This is a genomic window from Micromonospora sp. CA-263727, assembly GCF_050942455.1.
GTDB lineage: Bacteria > Actinomycetota > Actinomycetes > Mycobacteriales > Micromonosporaceae > Micromonospora.
In genome coordinates, this window is record NZ_CP192031.1 from 4,252,466 (window position 1) to 4,270,685 (window position 18,220).

The 18,220-nt window shown below is 66.1% G+C and carries 18 protein-coding genes and 1 pseudogene; 5 read left to right on the plus strand and 14 right to left on the minus strand.

What is annotated here, in order from left to right:
- Nucleotides 1–353: 353 nt before the first annotated feature.
- The gene (locus ACQPYA_RS18575; RefSeq protein WP_433528356.1) at nucleotides 354–911 is read left to right on the plus strand and encodes a DUF6879 family protein; all 558 of its coding nucleotides are present in this window, start codon (nucleotides 354–356) and stop codon (nucleotides 909–911) included.
- A 553-nt stretch (nucleotides 912–1,464) separates the two neighbouring features.
- Here the strand turns inward: ACQPYA_RS18575 and ACQPYA_RS18580 are convergent.
- Together ACQPYA_RS18580 and ACQPYA_RS18585 are read right to left on the minus strand one after the other, a co-directional pair.
- Nucleotides 1,465–2,043, minus strand: coding sequence for an AAA family ATPase (locus ACQPYA_RS18580; protein ID WP_433528357.1), 579 nt, complete (start codon nucleotides 2,041–2,043; stop codon nucleotides 1,465–1,467).
- 731 nt (nucleotides 2,044–2,774) lie between these two features.
- Nucleotides 2,775–3,674: a hypothetical protein gene (locus ACQPYA_RS18585; RefSeq protein ID WP_433528358.1), complete on the minus strand. Its 900-nt coding sequence runs from the start codon at nucleotides 3,672–3,674 to the stop codon at nucleotides 2,775–2,777.
- 1,121 nt (nucleotides 3,675–4,795) lie between these two features.
- Here ACQPYA_RS18585 and ACQPYA_RS18590 point away from each other — a divergent pair.
- Nucleotides 4,796–6,175, plus strand: coding sequence for an IS1380 family transposase (locus ACQPYA_RS18590; protein WP_433528359.1), 1,380 nt, complete (start codon nucleotides 4,796–4,798; stop codon nucleotides 6,173–6,175).
- 161 nt (nucleotides 6,176–6,336) lie between these two features.
- Here the strand turns inward: ACQPYA_RS18590 and ACQPYA_RS18595 are convergent, their stop codons facing one another.
- A complete protein-coding gene (locus tag ACQPYA_RS18595; protein ID WP_433528360.1) occupies nucleotides 6,337–6,630 on the minus strand; it encodes a group II intron maturase-specific domain-containing protein in 294 nt (97 codons plus the stop codon).
- On the opposite strand from ACQPYA_RS18595, the gene ACQPYA_RS18600 reads away from it, so the two are divergent.
- Nucleotides 6,587–6,931: a tetratricopeptide repeat protein gene (locus ACQPYA_RS18600; RefSeq protein ID WP_433528361.1), complete on the plus strand. Its 345-nt coding sequence runs from the start codon at nucleotides 6,587–6,589 to the stop codon at nucleotides 6,929–6,931. The two genes, ACQPYA_RS18595 and ACQPYA_RS18600, sit on opposite strands and share 44 nt — an antisense overlap.
- 59 nt (nucleotides 6,932–6,990) lie before the next feature.
- Here ACQPYA_RS18600 and ACQPYA_RS18605 read toward each other — a convergent pair whose 3' ends face one another.
- Together ACQPYA_RS18605 and ACQPYA_RS18610 are read right to left on the minus strand one after the other, a co-directional pair.
- A complete protein-coding gene (locus tag ACQPYA_RS18605) occupies nucleotides 6,991–7,593 on the minus strand; it encodes a hypothetical protein (RefSeq protein ID WP_433528362.1) in 603 nt (200 codons plus the stop codon).
- A 197-nt stretch (nucleotides 7,594–7,790) separates the two neighbouring features.
- A complete protein-coding gene (locus tag ACQPYA_RS18610) occupies nucleotides 7,791–8,255 on the minus strand; it encodes a winged helix-turn-helix transcriptional regulator (RefSeq protein ID WP_433528363.1) in 465 nt (154 codons plus the stop codon).
- Between the two features lie 112 nt (nucleotides 8,256–8,367).
- Here ACQPYA_RS18610 and ACQPYA_RS18615 point away from each other — a divergent pair, with 112 nt between their 5' ends.
- A complete protein-coding gene (locus ACQPYA_RS18615; RefSeq protein ID WP_433528364.1) occupies nucleotides 8,368–9,012 on the plus strand; it encodes an NADPH-dependent F420 reductase in 645 nt (214 codons plus the stop codon).
- A 132-nt stretch (nucleotides 9,013–9,144) separates the two neighbouring features.
- On the opposite strand, the gene ACQPYA_RS18620 is transcribed toward ACQPYA_RS18615, so the two are convergent.
- The 7 genes and pseudogenes from ACQPYA_RS18620 to ACQPYA_RS18650 form a co-directional block, all read right to left on the minus strand.
- Nucleotides 9,145–9,543: a hypothetical protein gene (locus ACQPYA_RS18620; protein WP_433528365.1), complete on the minus strand. Its 399-nt coding sequence runs from the start codon at nucleotides 9,541–9,543 to the stop codon at nucleotides 9,145–9,147.
- A gap of 388 nt (nucleotides 9,544–9,931) precedes the next feature.
- Nucleotides 9,932–10,138, minus strand: a complete 207-nt coding sequence (locus ACQPYA_RS18625) for a hypothetical protein (protein WP_433528366.1) — start codon at nucleotides 10,136–10,138, stop codon at nucleotides 9,932–9,934.
- Nucleotides 10,139–10,646: 508 nt separating this feature from the next.
- Complete coding sequence (locus ACQPYA_RS18630) at nucleotides 10,647–11,852, minus strand: IS256 family transposase (RefSeq protein WP_433533476.1); 1,206 nt, start codon at nucleotides 11,850–11,852, stop codon at nucleotides 10,647–10,649.
- Between the two features lie 747 nt (nucleotides 11,853–12,599).
- Nucleotides 12,600–12,725: pseudogene (locus ACQPYA_RS18635) on the minus strand (ATP-binding protein); the annotation flags it as partial.
- An 85-nt stretch (nucleotides 12,726–12,810) separates the two neighbouring features.
- On the minus strand, nucleotides 12,811–13,824 hold the full coding sequence (locus ACQPYA_RS18640) for a hypothetical protein (protein WP_433528367.1): 1,014 nt from the start codon (nucleotides 13,822–13,824) through the stop codon (nucleotides 12,811–12,813).
- 175 nt (nucleotides 13,825–13,999) lie between these two features.
- Complete coding sequence (locus ACQPYA_RS18645) at nucleotides 14,000–14,806, minus strand: hypothetical protein (RefSeq protein WP_433528368.1); 807 nt, start codon at nucleotides 14,804–14,806, stop codon at nucleotides 14,000–14,002.
- Between the two features lie 82 nt (nucleotides 14,807–14,888).
- Nucleotides 14,889–15,359, minus strand: coding sequence for a glycine-rich domain-containing protein (locus ACQPYA_RS18650; RefSeq protein ID WP_433528369.1), 471 nt, complete (start codon nucleotides 15,357–15,359; stop codon nucleotides 14,889–14,891).
- A 105-nt stretch (nucleotides 15,360–15,464) separates the two neighbouring features.
- Here ACQPYA_RS18650 and ACQPYA_RS18655 point away from each other — a divergent pair, with 105 nt between their 5' ends.
- Nucleotides 15,465–16,877: a helix-turn-helix domain-containing protein gene (locus tag ACQPYA_RS18655; protein ID WP_433528370.1), complete on the plus strand. Its 1,413-nt coding sequence runs from the start codon at nucleotides 15,465–15,467 to the stop codon at nucleotides 16,875–16,877.
- A 95-nt stretch (nucleotides 16,878–16,972) separates the two neighbouring features.
- Here ACQPYA_RS18655 and ACQPYA_RS18660 read toward each other — a convergent pair whose 3' ends face one another.
- Complete coding sequence (locus ACQPYA_RS18660) at nucleotides 16,973–17,635, minus strand: NUDIX domain-containing protein (RefSeq protein WP_433528371.1); 663 nt, start codon at nucleotides 17,633–17,635, stop codon at nucleotides 16,973–16,975.
- 18 nt (nucleotides 17,636–17,653) lie between these two features.
- Nucleotides 17,654–18,220 (minus strand): hypothetical protein, encoded by a 567-nt coding sequence (locus tag ACQPYA_RS18665; protein WP_433528372.1) that lies wholly within the window; start codon nucleotides 18,218–18,220, stop codon nucleotides 17,654–17,656.

Genomic DNA, 18,220 nt, shown 5'->3' on the forward strand with positions numbered 1-18,220 from the left:
TAGTCGCCGCCCCAACGCACCTGGTTCCCGAGACAACCCAGGGCCGAGATAGCCGAGGGAGGGATGCCGGCGGCGGGTTCGATGCCCTGCAGGTGTCACGGTCCAGCGTGAGGTCGGATGTCCGATGGGACAGGGGGCCGCCGGATTGCTCGGCCACTACTCTCAGTAGTATCCTCCTTACCGGAAGGTGCCGGCGGCGCGGTGCTGTATTCGGAGGTCGTGGTGAAGCTGACCAAGCTCTATCGGCGAGCTGGAGAATGTCCTTCCCGGCGAAGGAGCGGTCAGGATCCCTGCCGAGGTGGTGCTCGGGGCGGTCGAGCGTTACCGCGAGTCCGGGCAGCGGTGATCGAGGGTTGACCCGATCGTTCACGTCGCTCGATGACGACGAGTTCAATCAACTGTTCCGCGACTTCCGCTACACGGCCTACCGCCTGGAAACGCTCCAGCGGTACGACGTGGCGTACGAGCAGGACGAGTTCGGGCGGTTCCTGGCGGGCGAGAGTCGCGGCGAGTTTCCCGGGATCGCAGCCTGGTGCGACACCGTGCGGGCGGCGGCGTCGGCCGGCAAGCGCATGCACCGCGTGCACGTGGTCACCGAGCCGTTGTCGGACTACGTCCGGTTCGAGTGCGGCTGGGCCTACGAGCACACCGTCGAGGCCGGCGAGGACGTCCGCCTGATCGTGGTGTCCGCAGACGACTGGCCGGCCGCACTGCCGCACTACGACTACTGGCTGTTCGACTCCTCGCAGCTCGTCGCCATGTACTACGACGAAGCAGGGCGGTTCGTCTCCGGCGAGCTGATCACCGAGCCGGCCAAGATCGTGCAAGCGAACCTGTGGCGTGACGCGGCCGTCGCCGCAGCGATCCCCTACCGGCAGTACGCAGGCCAACTCCAGATCAGCTCCCCGTAGCCGACGATTCGGCCTCGGCGAGGAGGCAACCACGTGTACCCGGCGCGCAACGAGTCGTCCGGTGATGCCGAGGCGGTCGTCCAAGCCGGCACGGTGCACGGCGGGATCAACCTGCTCGGACGCGCCGCCGCCCCACCGGCACCCCCTCGTCAGCTCCCTCTCGCCGCGCCCCGCTTCGTCAACCGCGAGCAGACCCTGACCCGTCTGGACGCGGCGCTGCCCAACGACGGCACCACTCCTGCGGGTAGCCCGCGATGGCCGTCGCGACCATCGCGGGCGCTCCCGGCGTGGGCAAGACCGCCCTGGCCGTTTACTGGGCTCACCGGGTCCGCACCTGGTTCACCGACGGCGATCTCTACGTCGATATGCGCGGCTACGGTCCGGGGCCCGCGACTTCGGCGCGAGCATCCAAGCGACCATGCGCCTGGACGGCCTGCCGATCTGGACATCAGTCGCGAACTCGGGATCACCGCCGCCCTGAACTGGTCCGCCGCCGAACTCGACCCGCTGTCGGCGGCCAGCCGGGTTTCTCCGTGGACGGCCAGTTCCGAAGCTACGGAAGGTAACCACGGGTTGCTGATCGTCCGGCGTTTGCGAAGGCGACGATCTCGTCGAGTCCAGGGCGATAGCCGTCGCTGGTGTTTACCTCGATCTCGGGCACGCCGAGCCGGACGGGCTGGAAGCCGTCGTGGCCGACGGCATGGATCTGATGGTCGCCGAGGTATGCGTCGGCGTGGGCACGCCGGATCGAGTTCTCGTCCTGCCGTCGCTGGATGCGACCAAAGGCTGTCTGTGCGGTGACCTGGCAGTGCACGACCCGAATGTCGGCCATCCCGATCAATGGCTGCAGGCCGGGGCGCCAGAGGCGGTCTTGGAAGGCTGCCTCGGCGACCGTGGTGACGCCTGCGGTCAGGAGCAGCTGCAGCACCTTGAAGAACGTGGGAAGGGTCCGACGGGTCAGCTCGTCGCTCGGTGCGGCAATGAAGTCGCCGGCCGCGTGGACCATCCCCTCCTTGATCTCGTCCCGGCAGATTGCTGGGCAGCCGATCCTCAGGGCGAGCAGGTGCGCGAGTGTCGTTTTTCCAGCCCCCGACGGTCCGCTGACGATGACAAGGGTCGGGGTTGTTCCCATCACGTCGTTATAGCTCAGCGGGGTCCACCGCGCGGCGTCGGGTAGGGATCAGCTCTGAGTCACCTACGGCCAGATACCTCCCCGCCAAGTGGCCGCCAGTGGGGAATCTCAACTGGCCACCAACAACCCACCCCGCCTTGGCCGACTCCGGCTAGGAAAGCGCAGGCCACGGCATCAAAACCCCAGTCAAGCAGCCCGCCGACGGCCACCGGCTCGCAAACCGACAACCGCACCTACAACCGACTACTACGGGGCCTGCTTTGGCAAGGAGAATTTTGATCCGACAAGCTTGCACAATTCGAACAGAGTCAACTGGAATTGTTCGTCAATGAATCTCAGGAGATTTTGATAGGACTGACTCCATCTACCCGGCGCCTGCTCTGCATCTAATCGCAAACGGAGCCGAGCGTTATTTCGAGTGTTGCCGCAGCAACAGGGGCGGGGTCAATAGATCCGCACATTGCCCCGCCCCCTCACGCTACTCCCGTGGCGCTATCGAGGAATTCCTAATGTCGGGATCGAAATTAGCCGTCACCGCAGCTTCTATACGTAGACCCGCCCCGACGACAGCAAGAATCAAAGCAAAGAAGTTAACCCACATCGGCCTATTTGAAGACACCGAGTTAATCAAAATGGCGAGCAGCCCCGCGAATATTGACACCGTCCCAATGGCTCGAACTGTACCACTTTGATTTGCTTTCATTGTCATCGACTCGCAGGCTCAATTCATGCTAGAAGCGGATACTGGCAATTCCTCCTGCTTTTTGCAGTCTATCGCCAGCACTGCCGGTATAATTGAGTTGGAACAACCCCCATCCGATCGATGCTGACCACGACCCGTTGCCATCCTGGTTGTGCTCGAAGTAGCTAGATGCATCGATTCTCTGTGACCGGTCTGAGCCACAGCTTGGCGGGTTTTCCTCGGCATTGTAGCGCCTGAGGCTGATGGCGGTAAAGCCGTGATCTACGTTCAACTGGAACCCGCTTACCCTATCGCGGATCCGCCACACCGCTGCCGTAGGGGTCAGGCTTTCGAGCCAGATTGCATCGTCAGAGGTTTGGTGAGAGTTATTCCATGTGTAGGACTCCTTCCAAGTGTTAATGGTGGAGTAGCAGCCAAAGTTGTAACTTTCCAGTGCGATCCCTACGGCATCGTCCGGCGCGCTTCCATTGACGTAGTCGTCTCGGAAGTTCCAGTGCGCCTCGATGTTGTCACTGTTTCCACCTGTGTAGACGAAGTTGTAGGCCACAGTCGTTATCGTGAACGCGTTTACAGGGACGTCGAAGATGACGTTCTGGTCGTCCGATGTTACGCCGACCTGCGCTCGGACATATTTGGTGTAAGTTAGATCCGCTTGCCTCGGTGAGGCATTCTCGATGCCAAAGGCCGGGTTCGAGATTCGCACATCGGTGACTCCGATCCGTGCCAACTCTTCACCCATGGCGCGGAAGTTGATCCGGTCCTGGGCGAGCCACTTATTGATTACCCTGCCCGGCGCGCGTTCCTCGTCGGATACGGCTGCCGGCGCTGCACCTGCGGCACCGGCATCGCGGAGATCTGCTTGGGCAGGCATCGCTGTGGTGAGCAGCAGTGTCGCGGCTCCGAGTAGCCCGATGGTGAGTTTCTGCATAGATCCTCCGTAATCGATCGACGACCTTGGGTCAATGCGTGTTCCCGTCAGCGTTGCCATGCTGGCAAGCGGCCTGCTTACCGAGGTGGATCTCAGCAACGGATAGAGATTGGTGCAACACGGGCGAAGGTGTCGAGTCGGGCGGCAGTGGAAACAGGCATAGAACCATCGATAGACAGGTTCTTGCGACAGATCCACGTCTTCGAGAGGGCTCCACGTGATTGCCTATCGTGCCATGGTGTGCGCCACGAGGCGCTGTATCCCGGACGGGGGTGAGAGACCGCCCGTCTCCTCGCCGTCGTAGCGGTGGGGTGAAGCTGGAGGTAGCCGCATCCTGGGGGTCGCTGGGATGGGGTGGGAGCAGCCTCGACGAAGTCACGTTGGCTCGGTACTACCGGACGGGCCGGGTGTGGTGAGCAAGACGAGAAGGTATACGCGAGGAACCGGTGTTGTTACGCCTCTTGACACGATGCCAGCTGCAACTCGGTGGATTGGCTGGTTCGCGGTGCGCACCTGCCCTTTCATGATGGGCAGGGAACTCGCGGTTGGGGTCTAGCGCGGGAGGCCATGGTGAAGGACTACGGCGTAGCCGTGGCGATGCCGCAGGGGCAGAGCCGGGTGCCTAACTCTTCGACCGGGCATCAGTGAACGTGGGAAGCATCCGCGACGCGTTCCATCCGGGCTGGGCTGCCAGGTCGGCATTGGGGTGGATAGGCGCGACGCCGGCCGAAGGTCTGCGGGTGTGGCGGAGCCGTCGTAGTACTCCGAGCCGGGGAAAGCCCGAGCGCATGGGGAAGGGCGGCAGCGTGTTCAAGTCAGAGAGGGACCGTAATGTCCGAAGATGCACTGGTGAACACCGGCGCTGCTGTCTGCTGGCCGAGCAGGGACTCGGCCGGGGCGGTGGTACGGAGGATGCAGACCAAACTTCTCCAGGCCGCTCGCCGAACCCGCCGTGCGATTCTCACCGCAACGGGCTCTCCACGTGTCTTAACCCGGGTGATTCGTGGTGATCATCAACTTGTGGGTCTGACCGGCGTGTAATAGACGAAAGTGCCTCTCCGGCAGGGGAAACTTGTGATTGCGACATCTACAAGGATCTCTACCAAGGAGGCACTTCCGGCGTGCAGTTTACGGCGTGGTCGAAGGATCTGCGGGTCACCGCGGACGGAACACAGGTGGTGTCGCACGTCGGCACGGCGCTGCTGCGGATGCTCGCGGACCGGGCCGGGCTAACCAACGCCTTGTCGGCAGCGCTCGCCCGTGCCGGGGTGTTCCCGGTTCATGACCGGGGCCGAGTCCTGGTCGATCTGGCCGTGATGATCGCCGACGGCGGTGAAGCCATCTGTGACATCGACGTGTTGCGGCACCAGGGCGAGGTGTTCGGGCCGGTCGCCTCGGACACCACCGTCTGGCGGGCCCTGGACGAGATCGGCCCTGCCCAGTTACGGCGCATCGCGGTGGCGAGGGCGAAGGTCCGGGCCCGGCTGTGGCAGCTGTTCGGCGGCCCACCGGCGGCCCGCGCCGCCGGGCGTGACATCGGTGACGGGGTGGTCGTGCTGGACGTGGACTCCACGATCCTGATCGCGCACTCCGACAAAGACGGCGCCGCGGCCACCTACAAGCACACCTACGGCTTCCACCCCATCCTCGTGACCTGCGACAACACCAGCGAACTTTTGGCCCTTACGCTGCGGCCGGGCAACGCCGGCGCCAACACCGCCGCCGACCACCTCGCGGTGCTGGCCGACGCGATCGCGCAGATCCCCGCCGCGCATCGCCGGAACCTGCTGATCCGCGGGGACAGCGCGGCCGGCACGCACGTCGTGCTGGACTGGCTCACCGCGCTGAACACCCGCCGCCGCACCGTCGAGTACTCCATCGGCTGGTCGGTCGGCGAGCCGGAACGCGCCGCCATCACCGCGCTGCCCGCCACGGCGTGGACGCCGGCGCTGACCGCCGACGGCGGCGTCCGTGAGAAAGCCGAGGTGGCCGAGCTGACCGGCCTGCTCACCCTGCCCGGCTGGCCCCAGACGATGCAGGTCATCGTCCGCCGCGAACGCCCGCACCCAGGCGCTCAGCTGTCGCTGTTCGAGCACCGGGACGGCTGGCGCTACACCGCATTCGTCACCAACACCCGCGCCGGCGCGTTGCAGTGGCTCGAAGCCCGCCACCGCGCCCACGCCCGCGTCGAGGACCGGATCCGCTGCGCCAAGGACACCGGCCTGCGCCGGCTCCCGTCCCGCGAGTTCGCCATCAACCAGGCCTGGTGCCTCGCGGCCGCGATCGCCGCCGACCTGCTCGCCTGGCTGCAGATCCACGCCCTCGACGGCGACCTCGCCCGCGCCGAACCGAAACGACTGCGATACCGGCTGCTGCACACCGCAGCCCGCCTCACCCACGGCCAACGCCGCCGCTGGCTGCGCATCCCCGCCACCTGGCCCTGGGCCACCCAACTGTCCGCCGCGTTCACCCGGATCACGACAATCCCCGCACCCGGCTGACCCCCGTCAGCCCCAACACCTACGACCGGACACCCCAGGAGACCACGCCCCGCCGCCGCGACAGACGGCCCACCACCATGCCCAGACCGCCACACCCATCAACAATCATCGACCAATGCGCTCCGGCCGAACCAGCAGCCACCACCGGCGAATCATCGAGGTTAACCGCTGACTATCGGCGGTATCGGTGTCCACGGGGTCGCAATATTGTTACCCCGATATCGGTAACGGGTCACTTTAACGCTGGATGCGCCGGTGAACGCCACCCCGTTGTGAGCGAATCTCCAGCCGACGTCGCAGAAGCGACGGCGAACTTCCTTGATGCTGGGCCGGTTCTTGCCCGCATACTTATTCCGGGTCCATCGCATCAACCGCCACCATGCGTGCCGGGTGATGCTGTTGAATATCTGCTTGGAAACCCCGTATCGGAAAGCGATCGCGATCCTCGACGGCATCAACGACCAGTGGAGCGTCGCCTGGGCGTCGTACCCGCTCGGCCTGGCCTACCAGCAGGCCGGCCAGCTTGACGAGGCCCGGGGAGTGCACGAGCAAGCCCTGGGTCTCTTCCGTCGATTCGACGATCGACGCAGCGAAGGACTCACCCTCGCCGCGCTCGGAGACACCTTCCACGCTGCCGGTCGGCCGGACGACGCCCAACGCTGCTGGCGACAGGCACTCCAGATCCTCGACCCCCTCGGGGACCCCCACGCCAGCACCATCCGCCGACACGTCATCGAGCCAGAGTCCGCGTCGTGACGAAAGCAGTGCGGCATCCGGAGGCGAACGGGACCAGGGCCTGCGGCCCGACGAGGGTGTCAGCAGCCGAGTTGCAGGCGGGCCTTGAAGCGTAGGGTTCCCATCGGTACGGCGTCTCCGCATCGGACGGTGCCGACCTCGATGTTGTCGAAGGTCGTGTACGTCTGGGTGCCCTCGCGCACGACGTTGTAGGCCACTCCCAGGGGGCCGAGATCGTGGCGTAGACACCTGAACCAGGTGTATTCACCGGAGACGGCCCGGGTGCCTTTGTACAGGCCGTAGTAGCCGGGCTCGTTGAAGCTCCAGCGCATGCTCGTCGTCTCGGTGTCGGTGCTGGCCTTGGTGTTCTGCACGGTGAACCCGACCTTGACCGAGACCTTCGTGAAGATCGCTCCGGCGGAGCTGCTGACCTCGACGCTGCCACCGATGGTCGTGCTGACCGAACTGACCTTGGTCAGGGTCTCGGTCCGTTCACCCGTCGTGCCCGGGGCGATGTTGAGGCTCATGAAGTGGGTGAGTGTCGGGCTCACCTCGGAGGCGAGGATCTCGTACCAGGGGCCACCGGTGGTGTGGGGCCCGCACCAGCCACGAGGCGGCCAGATGAGATCGGCCTTGGCCGGGGCCGCCATCGCCAGTGTGGAGAGCAGAATGAGAACGGTCACCGTGCCGATATGTCGGGCTTGTCGCGCTATTGGACCGACAAGTTTCACGGAGCCTCCAAGCCGAGGGGATTACGAAGAGTATGGTGGCCGACCGGTAGAGTAGTCATCGGCTTGATCATTCAGCATCCGCACAAAGCAGCAGAAGGCAGCGAATCGGTTACCCGGCTGACCGGTGCCGGTGACGCAAAGCCGCCACGTCACCGTCCCGTTCCTTCGGGTTCGGCATCACCGGCTGGGTTCAGCGGGGTGCTTTCAGCGCGACGCCGAGCGGATCCGGGTCGGGTGGAGGTTTTGCGCGCCTCGAACCGTTCCTGGGCGGTAAGGACGGCTTCGGCGTATCGGGTGGCCCAGGCGCCCATCGCCTGCATCGGCTCCAGCAGCGCGCCGCCTGCTTCCGTCAGCGCGTAGTCCACGCGGGGTGGCGCCTGCGGGTACGGCCGGCGCGCCACCAGGCCGTTGTACTCCAGCCGGCGTAGCGCGTCGTTGAGGACCTTGGGGCTGATCCCGCCGATGCGGGCAAGGAGCATCGCCGGTCGCATCGGGCCGTACGCGGCGATGGTGAAGACCACGACGCTGTCCCAGCGGTTGGCGAGGACCTCGAATGCCACGCGGGCCCGGCAGTCGGAGGTGTAGTCGTCGAGCTGGTTGGCGGGGTTGCCCATGCGCCCATCCTGCCCGCTGTATCGCACACCGTTCGGTGTGCATCGGCCTGCCTATCGTCCTGGACGGCGGCGGCGTACCGAGCCGCTGCGCAGCGGAGGAGGGAGCAGGCGGATGAGAATCGGCATACTCGGCACGGGCGGTATGGCGGCGGCGCTCGGCGGCGCGTGGAGCGCGGCCGGGCACGACGTCGTGATCGGCGGCCGGAATCAGGGGCGGGCGGAGCAGACTGCCGGCCGTATCGGCGCGGCCGGGCATGGCAGCCTCGCGGGCGCGGCAGCCCATGGCGACGCCGTCCTTCTCGCGGTCCCGGCGGCAGAAGCGCCGCACCTGGTGGGCGGCCTTGCCGGGAAGCTCTCCGGTCGGACGGTCATCGACTGCACCAACCCCGTCGTACCGACCAGCGACGGGCTGATGCTCGACACCGGCGGCGTCACGTCTCTGGCGCGGCAGCTGGCAGCCGCCGTGCCCGACGCGCACGTGGTCAAGGCGTTCAATCTCTGCCACGCGAGCATCTGGACACTACGTCCGCCGGCCTTCGAGGGCGTACCGCTGGCCGTGCCCTACTGCGCCGACGACGCCGAGGCAGCCGCGGCGACGGAGACCCTGATCAGCTCGATCGGCTGCACGCCAGCGCCGTGCGGCGGGCTGGCGCGGGCGGCGTACCTGGAGGCGACAGCGGCGCTTGCGATCGGGCTGTGGTGGGCGGGCCAGCAGCCGCGTACCGCGTTCCCCTCCCTGGCAGAGACACCCGTCTGAAGTGCGGCCAAAACAACCCGCTCGAATCACGGACTGGGCTTGACCCGGGCTTCGGGCCACATCGCCGAGCAGAATACGAGCGCGATGCCCAACGGCATCCTCATTCGCCGCGGAAAACGTGCGGTGTGGCTGCTATCGAGATCGAGGTAGAGCGGCAGGCGTCCGATCCGATTCGTCTAGCAGTGCCTGTAACCGGTCGCGGCATCGCAGGATGAGGCTGGAGATCTCGTCGAACGTCGCCACGCTGACGAGTCCGTTCTCGAACCACATCGCGCGCACGGCGGTCCGGCTCTGCACGAGGTATGTCGCGGCAGCCTCGATCAGCCCGACGAACTCGTCACGGCGGTCCGGAGGCGTGAGCTGGGCAGAACGTCGCGCCACCCGCAGCGGCTCGCCGGGAGCGGTGAAGATCGCGGCAAGATCGCCGTCGGCTCGACTGGCGCCGATGCCCGCGAGAAGGTACTCCAACTCGGCAGCGGCTAACGTCAGCCTGCCAACCGCCAGGACCGTCTCGTCGGTAAGTCGTCGCATCGGCCAACCGTAGCGGGCTCGGACCCACTTCGAGCCTCCTCGCGTGCCGCGTACTGCGCTGAACTATGTCCCCGCTGAGTGGCCTGCCAGTGGGGAATCCGAACTGGCCGCCAACACGTCGTTGGTGGCTGCGGGGACGCGCCAAGGTCACGCTCTTTGAGTCGATACCTGCCGCGAGTCACGCGCTACCCGACGGTCACGGCCCGTCTGAAGGCCGACGCAGGCTCCTGCCGAGTCGAGTCTGCTGTTGCAACAGCGCCGGGACTAAGCCTGCCCTCAGCGTCACCCGAGTGGCTCACCCTCACCATCCTGCAACGAACCTGCGGCTGCGGCTGGACGCCGGTAAGGGCCAGCTACTGAACACGGCCGTGACCAGGAGGTCCGAAGATCAGCCGGTTCGGCGGTTGCCATACTGGCGAGGACTCTGCACCGTGCCGGAACGGCCGTGGGCGCGGCTCGCGGTACCCCCGATGTGGTTGGCGGTGGCCTTGCCCTTGGACCGGCGTGCCGCCCGGTTCTCGAAGGGCTGCGGCTGCTCCTCGGTTCCCGCTTCGGCGTCAGCGGTGGGATCGGCGTCGCTGGTGGCGTCGGCCATCGGTGTCTCCTCGTGCTGTTCAGGACTGGGCTATTCGCTGCGGATCTGGAAGCGTGGCCGCCGCGATACGCAGACGGTAGCGGGCAGGCCGACCCGAGTCGGAACCGACTGCCCAGGTAAACCATCCAGTCACGCCAGAGCCCCTCGCCAGGGCGATCCAACCACACCGTCCGAGCACCCGGATTTGGCCGATGAGCGCGCGTGCTTCAGCGCGTACAAGATCACGCTCGATCCATGATCGCAACGTTGTTGCGTTTAGCGTTTTGTGCGGGGGTCAAGTCCTTTTTCGAAGATTGTGATGGTGGCGTGGAAGGTGTAGGTCTGTGTGGTTGCGGGGTGTTGGCCGGCGTTGGGGCCGTATTTGCTGGTGGGGTTTTTGCGGGTGCGGGCTTTGACGCGTCGGGGACGTCCGGTGGGTAGGAGATGGGTCAGTGCGGCGTGGCCGATCGGGCCGATCAGGGTGGTGGGGGAGTGTCAAGTTAACGGCTGATCTTGGTTGTTGAGGTGGTCAGTGGTTGGCCGGGGTGAGCCGGCCTTCGAAGGCGATCTGGAAGGCGTTCAGAGGTGCCTTCCAGCGCATGGTCCAGCGCCGGCGGCCCGCGCCGGTCGGGTCGAGGCTCATCAAGGCCATGTAGACGCACTTGAGTGCGGCTTGCTCGTTCGGGAAGTGGCCACGAGCTCGCACGGCCTTGCGGATACGGGCGTTGACCGACTCGATCGCGTTCGTGGAGCAGATGACCTTGCGGATCTCGACGTCGAAGGCGAGGAACGGTACGAACTCCGCCCAGGCGTTCTCCCACAGCTTCACGATCGCCGGATACTTACGGCCCCACGCCTCGGCGAACTCGAGGAACCGCTCGGTGGCGGCGTCCTCGGTCGGTGCGGTGTAGACCGGCCGCAGCGCTTTGGCGATCTTGTCCCAGTCCTGCCGGGCGGCGTAGCGGAACGAGTTGCGCAGCAGATGCACCACACACGTCTGCACGATTGTGCGCGGCCAGACCGTCTCCACCGCCTCCGGCAGTCCCTTGAGCCCGTCACAGACCAGCATGAGCACGTCGGCCACGCCGCGGTTCTTCAACTCGGTGAGCACGTGCAGCCAGTGCTTGGCGCCCTCGCCGCCGTCACCGGCCCAGATACCGAGGATGTCACGGTGGCCGTCGACGGTGACCGCCATGGCCAGGTAGATCGGCCGGTTCGCGACCTGCCCGTCCCTGATCTTGACGTTGATGGCATCGATGAACACGACCGGATACACCCGGTCCAGGGGCCGGTTCTGCCACTCCGCCATGCCGTCCATGACCTTGTCCGTGATCGTGGAGATGGTCTGCTTGGACACCTCAGCGCCGTAGACCTCGGCCAGGTGCGCGGCGATCTCCCCGTGGGTCAGGCCCTTAGCAGACAGCGACAGCACCATGTCGTCGACACCGGTCAGGCGCCGCTGCCGCTTACGCACGATCTGCGGCTCGAACGTCCCCGCCGCGTCGCGTGGGACCCGCACCTCGACCGGCCCGACGTCGGTGAGCACCGTCTTGGTCCGGCTGCCGTTACGGGTGTTCCCGCTACCCCGACCCGCCGAGTCATGCCTGTCGTAGCCGACGTGGTCGGTGATCTCCCCGTCCAACGCCGATTCGAGGACCCGCTTCGTCAACTGCTGCAGCAGCCCGCCCTCGCCGGTCAGCTTCAGCCCGTCCCCACGAGCCCGATCGACCAGCATCGCGATCAACTGCTCATCCGTGACCGCACCCACCGGCCCCACGGCCGGCTGTCCCACGGTGGCCTCGGTCGTCATCTGGCGTCTCTCCCTTGATCGGTCAATCAGCCGTTATTTGTACAGTCCCATGCCCGGCGCGTACACACCCCCGGCCACCTCCACCAACCTGGTGATGACAGACTTCTCCATGACGGGACTCCCGATGATCGCCTTGCTCGACACAAGTTGATCTACCAGGAGTCCCGTTCCCGCTACCCGGCAGGGGTTGACCCACCGACCACACCGCTAACGCAACAACGTTGTCCATGATCGAGTGGCATCGAAGCCCCAAGATGACCACTCGAACCTGGATCCAGTGCGATCGACCGCCCACGGTGTCCCGTCCGCCAGCCACCTCCACCGAGGTGGCTTCTGCCCACGGCCGTGATTTCACTGAGAAATAGTTGTTTCTGTGTGAAATCACGGCCGTGCGGACAGCAGACACCACATCACCACCGCCTCCCACTGCCACAGCCTCCACCAGGCAACCAACGGCGCCCGGTTCGACGACGCGTAGCCGAGGCGCGCCGGGCTACGCTTCGGACGAAGGGAGTGAGGTATGTCTGATCACCGCGTTGGCGGCCCGCGTCGTCACTGTCCTCCAATGGACATCGAACGTGGCCTGCCCACTCGCCTGATCAACCTTGCGACGAACCGTGGTCTACCCACCGCAACATCGGCATGGACACCGCGAGCGGTGATTACGTCGTTGGTGGCTGCGGGGACGCGGCCGAGGTCACGCTCTTTGAGTCGGTAGCTGTCTTCCTTGAGTGAGACGACTTTGGCGTGGTGGACGAGGCGGTCGATCATGGCCACGGCGACGATGTCGTCGCCAAAGAACACCACGGAGGCGGGCAGGTCGTGCCAGCGGTGGTCGGGCAGGCCCGCGCCCCGCTTTGTTGACTGTGGCGGCCGTCGGTGGTCAGGTCTCGACGCCGATCCGGGTGGCGAACTCCCGGATGCCGGGTAGGGCGTTGCGGTTACCGGCGCTCAGCAGGTCGTGGGTGAGGTTCTGGGCCCATGGCCGGTAGCGGACTTCTTGAGGGGTGTCGCGTTCGGCGGCGAGGAGGGCTTGGAAGGCGGCTTCTGGTCGACCTCGGCCGTGCAGGGCGAGGGTCGTGTCTTCCCAGTAGCGGGCGCGGCGCTCGGGGGCGGCGATGCGGGCAGGGTCGACCTGTTTGGCGTAGTCGACGGCCGAGCCGTAGTCGCCGAGCACCCGCGCGATGCTGATCTTGTAGACGGCGAGGTCGAGTGGGGTGATCCGCTCGTTGTCGGGGATGTCGGCCCGCCGTACCGCGTCGTTGGCCTCGGTGAGCAGGGCCCAGGCCGTGTCGCGGTCGTCGCGCATCGCGGCGGTGTAGGACGCGACCGCGAGTAACTGCCCATACATTGCGGTGTGCTGCGGAGCGGTCAGGCCGGTGTCGGCGTCGAGTTGCTGCGCGGCGCGCAGGATGAGGCGCTGCGCGCCGTCGCGATGATGGGTGCGGCGCAGCACGGTTGCGGCGAGCCGGGTCGCTTCGGCGATCGCCAGCGGGTCGCCACTGGCGCGGGCGGCCTGCACCGCCCGGTCCGAGGTGGACCAGGCCATGCCGTCGTCGTGCAGCTTGATCAGTAGTTGGGTGGCGACACTGTACGCCTGGGCGAGCCGGCCGGCTGCCTGCTCCAGATCATCGATGGACGCCTGGTCCCGGGCAGCGGTGGCCTGGGCGAGCAGACGGGGCAGACGCCGCGCGAGCTGGCTGTAGCGGCAGGCCCGGAAGTCGGCTCTGGCGGCGGCGAGCTGCGCGCCGAGCCGCTGGCCGGAGATGGGATCAGCGGTCACCCGGCCGAAGATGACATCTTCGACCGTGGAGGCCATGGCTGCCGCATCGGTGGGCAGGAGAGCAGCGCTGGCGGTCAGCCCGAGCGTGCCGGCGATCAGGTCACGTCGACGCATCCAGTCATCACCACCGTTGTTGGGGCCCGCGATCAGACTAACTACGCTGGCTCCCAACGGTGGGTGCGACGCGGCCAGACCCAGTAGTTGCGGCGGGATCCCGTTGGGTTCCTTGGCTACGGCTGCTCTTGCGCCACTGGACAGTCGTCGTGTCAGCCACGGGTGAATGCCTCCATCATTGTGGTGATCTGCTACCGCAGCGGTGGATGGCCCAGACGTGGGCAGCCAGTGCGAGCGGCTTCCGGTGCGGGGCGGTCGGGTTCTCCCGCAGTCGCTGTGCCCATAAGTCGGCGAGCGCTTTGGCGAAGGCGTTCAGCGAAGCTGGCGGGGCCTGTTTCCATGCGGGAACTTGGCCGGCCCAGGCTTCGGCCTGTGCCGGGGTGTGGCGGGCTCGGATGAGACGGACGATCATCAGCGCGGTGTCGATCCATGGTGCGCCCCGACACGGCATGGACCAGTCGATGACGTGGACCCGTGTGCCGACCAGGAAGTTGTATGGCGTGACATCGGTATGCGCCAGAGTGTTCCCGTCGATCACGTCGGGATGGAGTCGGCCTTCCCAGCGTGTGGTGGCTGCCTGCACTTTCACGGGCGGGCACGGGGTGAGCCGTTGCGACAGGACGGTCAGGGTGTCGGCGATGAGCGGCAGGTCTGATGAGCCGGGTGATAGGTCGGGGTGGCGGCCGGGCACGTGGTCGAAGCCGAGCGCGAGCCAGCCGGCTTCCTCGACCGTCCATCGCAGTCGTGGCGCGGTGTCGGGTAGCCATGGGTTGACCCGGGCTTCGGTGCGGTGCATCCGGGCCATCGGGCTGGTGGTGCGAATGGCCTTGCAGAACAGCGGTCCGTTGTCGGTATGGAGTGTTGCGGCGACGTCCGAGACGGATCCGGTCGTGGCACAGATGGCGGCTTGGACCGGGCCGGTGTGCCCTTCGATGGCACGGCGCACGGGGGCGGGCAGGTCGTCCCAGCGGTGGTCGGGCATGCCCGCCCCCCTTTGTTGGCTGCGGCGGCCGTCGGTCGTCCTGGAGCCTACGGCCGCCGCAGCAATGGGGGTGCGTGTCGGGTCAGCGTGTCGGGCTGTCGTGGCAGCCGGCGTGGCACTGCGTGCAGTCGGCCCCGGCTGCACGCCACAGGGGTAGGTCGAGTCGGTAGCCGGCATTGGTGATCGCGGCGACGGCCTGGGCGAGCGGTGTGGTGCCGGACGGCGGGTTGGTCGGCCACTCGCTGCCGTCTTCCGGCTCGTGGTGGATGAATCGTCCGGCAAAACGGTCGCAGAAGGCGGCGTAGTCACGGGTGTGAAGGATGAAGGTGTGCCAGCCGATGTCGACCAGGTCGGATGGACCGATCGGCGTGGTGGTGAGGGCAGCAGCAGCGAGGAACGCCAGCGCCTGGTCGAGAATGCGTGCCGGCATGTCGGGCGGCAGTTCCGGGTGGTCCTTGGTAATGCGGGCGGTGAGTCGAGCGAACAGTTCGGGCGATACCAGTGTGTTTCCGCGGCGATGCGTGAGCGATGGGTTGAGCGTGGTCGTGGTCATGTTCCGCTCCTCAGGGTTGTCGGGCTTCCTGCCAGTGCCTCACTTAGCGTTGCCTCCGCATCACCTCTTGTGAATAAGATGGGTGTTGCGGCAACATCGGCCGTGATGGATTCGGATCACGTCGGCCAACCGGCGGTGCAAGTCGTGTTCGGCCTCGCCCTTCGGCAGCTCCGCACCGAGGCCGGCCTTTCGTTGCGGGCACTCGGGAAGGCAGTCCACTACGACTACAGCCGCCTGTCGCGTGCGGAGCGAGGCGAACACCTCGTTGACCCCGACGTGGTCAGGACCCTCGACACGGCGCTGAACAGTGGCGGCCTGCTCGCACGTTTGCGTGGCCTGGCACCCGTCGATAGCGCCCGCAGACGGCCGGCTCCGGCCGCGTTTCCGGCCACCCTGGGAACCGGCCCCGGCGATACGGTGAAGCTGGAGCTGCGGACGGCCGGCGGAAGGATCGTGCGGGTGGCCCTGACGCGACGCGAGTTCACGCACCTGCTGACCACCGGCGCGCTGCGTGCCGTGCTCCCCGCCGGGATCGCCGACCTTGACCAGGCAGACCGCGTGCGCCAGGTTCTCGACCGGCCACGTCGGCTTGACCCGCAGGTCCTCGGCTACTTCCGGCGGCTGCTCACCGAGCATTACACCGCCGACAAGATGCTTGGCCCCCGCCAGCTCCTCGGGCCGGTGATGGCGCAACTCGATGTGCTCGACACCCTGCGTCGGCACGCTGCACCCGGCAGCGCCGAGTCAGTGCTTCGGCTCCTGACCCAGTACGCCGAGTTCGCCGGTTGGCTGCACCAGGACAGCGGCGACCTGATCGCAGCGATGCACTGGTCCGACCGGGCATCGCAGTGGGCTCAGGCGGCGGGTGACGACGAGATGGTGGCCTACCTGCTCGTCCGGAAAAGCAACATCGCCACCCTTGACAACGATCCGAACGCCGTGATTGCTCTGGCTGCCGCCGCCCAGCATGTGCGGGGCGACATCAGCACGAAACTCATGGCGTTGGCCAGCCAGCAGGAAGCCCGCGGCTGGGCGCAGCTCGCCGACATCGACCGCTTCCGCAGATGCCTCGACACCGCAGCCGGACTGCTCGCCGACAGCCCCGACGAGGTACGGCCGGACGCGCCCGTCTACCTGCGCGGATACGACCTGGACACGCTGGAGGAACAGAGCGCCAGCGCGTACCGCAGCGCGGGCGATTCGGTGACCGCTGCCGCCATCCTTGAGCGGAAGATTCGGCAAACACCGCCCCATCTCGCCCGCGACCACGCGCACCTACGGGCAAAGCTAGCCAACATCGTCGTCACCGGCCCGGACCCCGACCCCGAGCGGGCCGCGCACCTCGCCATCGGATGTGTCGACGTGTGGCGGCAGTCAGGATCAGCCCGGATCGCAGGCGAGTTACGCACCCTGGATACCGCCTTGAATCGCCGCTGGCCAACGCTGACTGGCGTGCGAGACCTGCACGAAGCCCTTGGCGGCCTGAACGACCAGCGCAGGTGCGTCAAGCGGGAGTAACCGAGCAAGCTGGTACAGCACAGCGAACCTGACGCTCCAATAACCCTGGCCAACGATCATGTACGGAACAACGTCGCACCTCAGCATGTCTCGGCTCAGGCGATTCGCTTGCCGTCTTCCAGGTAGCGGGTGACGCCATCCGCGACCGCCTCCAAGGCGGCGGCAGCCCGCCGGGCCAGCAGCGGCGAAAGTCGCTGCTGTGCCTGGGGCAGCGTCGACCACGCCCAGCCCCGCAACTCCTCAGGCGGAACGGAGATCTCGGCGGTCTGTGTCGCATCCAGGATGCCGCCGTCGTACACGAACATGACCCCCTCGGTACGGCCCTCGCGCGGCGGTACCCAGTCCACGACCAGCAGCCGACCAGGAGCGACGGCCAAGCCGAGTTCCTCCTTCAACTCACGTACGGCCGCGTCGTACAACGACTCGTCGGCGTCCACCGTCCCGCCCGGCAGTTCCCAATAGTCCTTGTAGGTCGGCTCCACGAGGAGCACCCGACCGGAATGATCGCGGAACAACACAGCAGAACCCATCCGCTTGCGCGGCAAGGTCGCGGTGTAGTCGCCAGACGAGGACGTCACCAAGGGAGAGACCCCGACCCGCCGACCCGGCACCTCATCGACACCAGCCCCGCCGAGCGAGACCCCGAACCCCATCCGGATCTGCCGATGTGAGTGCGCCACAAAGACTGCCAGCCGCCCATCGGTAATCATCTGAGTGTCATATTTGGATTGTTGCAGGTAGCCTGGTAACGCCTCCATGGAGTTACGAGACATCCTTTAGTCGTTACGGCCCCGCTGACCGTCGATTATTGCCACGAAATGGCGAGCGACGGAAAGCATGGGGAAGTCGACCTGCACGTGGTTTTTCCGGTTAAGCTCCAATTGCCAACTGGAGATTCCAGAGCTGAACGGCGTGTAGTTCTCGCCGATGATTTCCGCGATAGCAAAGCCGCCCGGATGCGTGCCCAGCTTCGTCGTAACGATCTCATGGATCGGCACCTGACTTTTTATCTCGTTTTTGAACTCAATGACCCGCTGGTCGGCGACCACCGCCAAGCCCTCGAAGCGCCCCTGTCTCATGGCCGGAATGACAAGGTTCAGGCGCTCGCCGGGTTTGAGCGCCTGAACGAGTGCGTGTTGCTGCGCGAACACGCCGCGTAGGCCCGCCCGATAGTCCTTTGGTCCGACCACCTCTTCTGTGAACGTCGAACGGAGAGCTTGTTGCACTTGTTCGTCGAGTTCATCTAGCAGCTCGCCTGGGTCGGCGGTCTGGGCTGAGTGCTTGATGTAGAACACCGCAGCGATGATGACCCCAATAACGGCAATGGCGCAGAAAAACTCCAT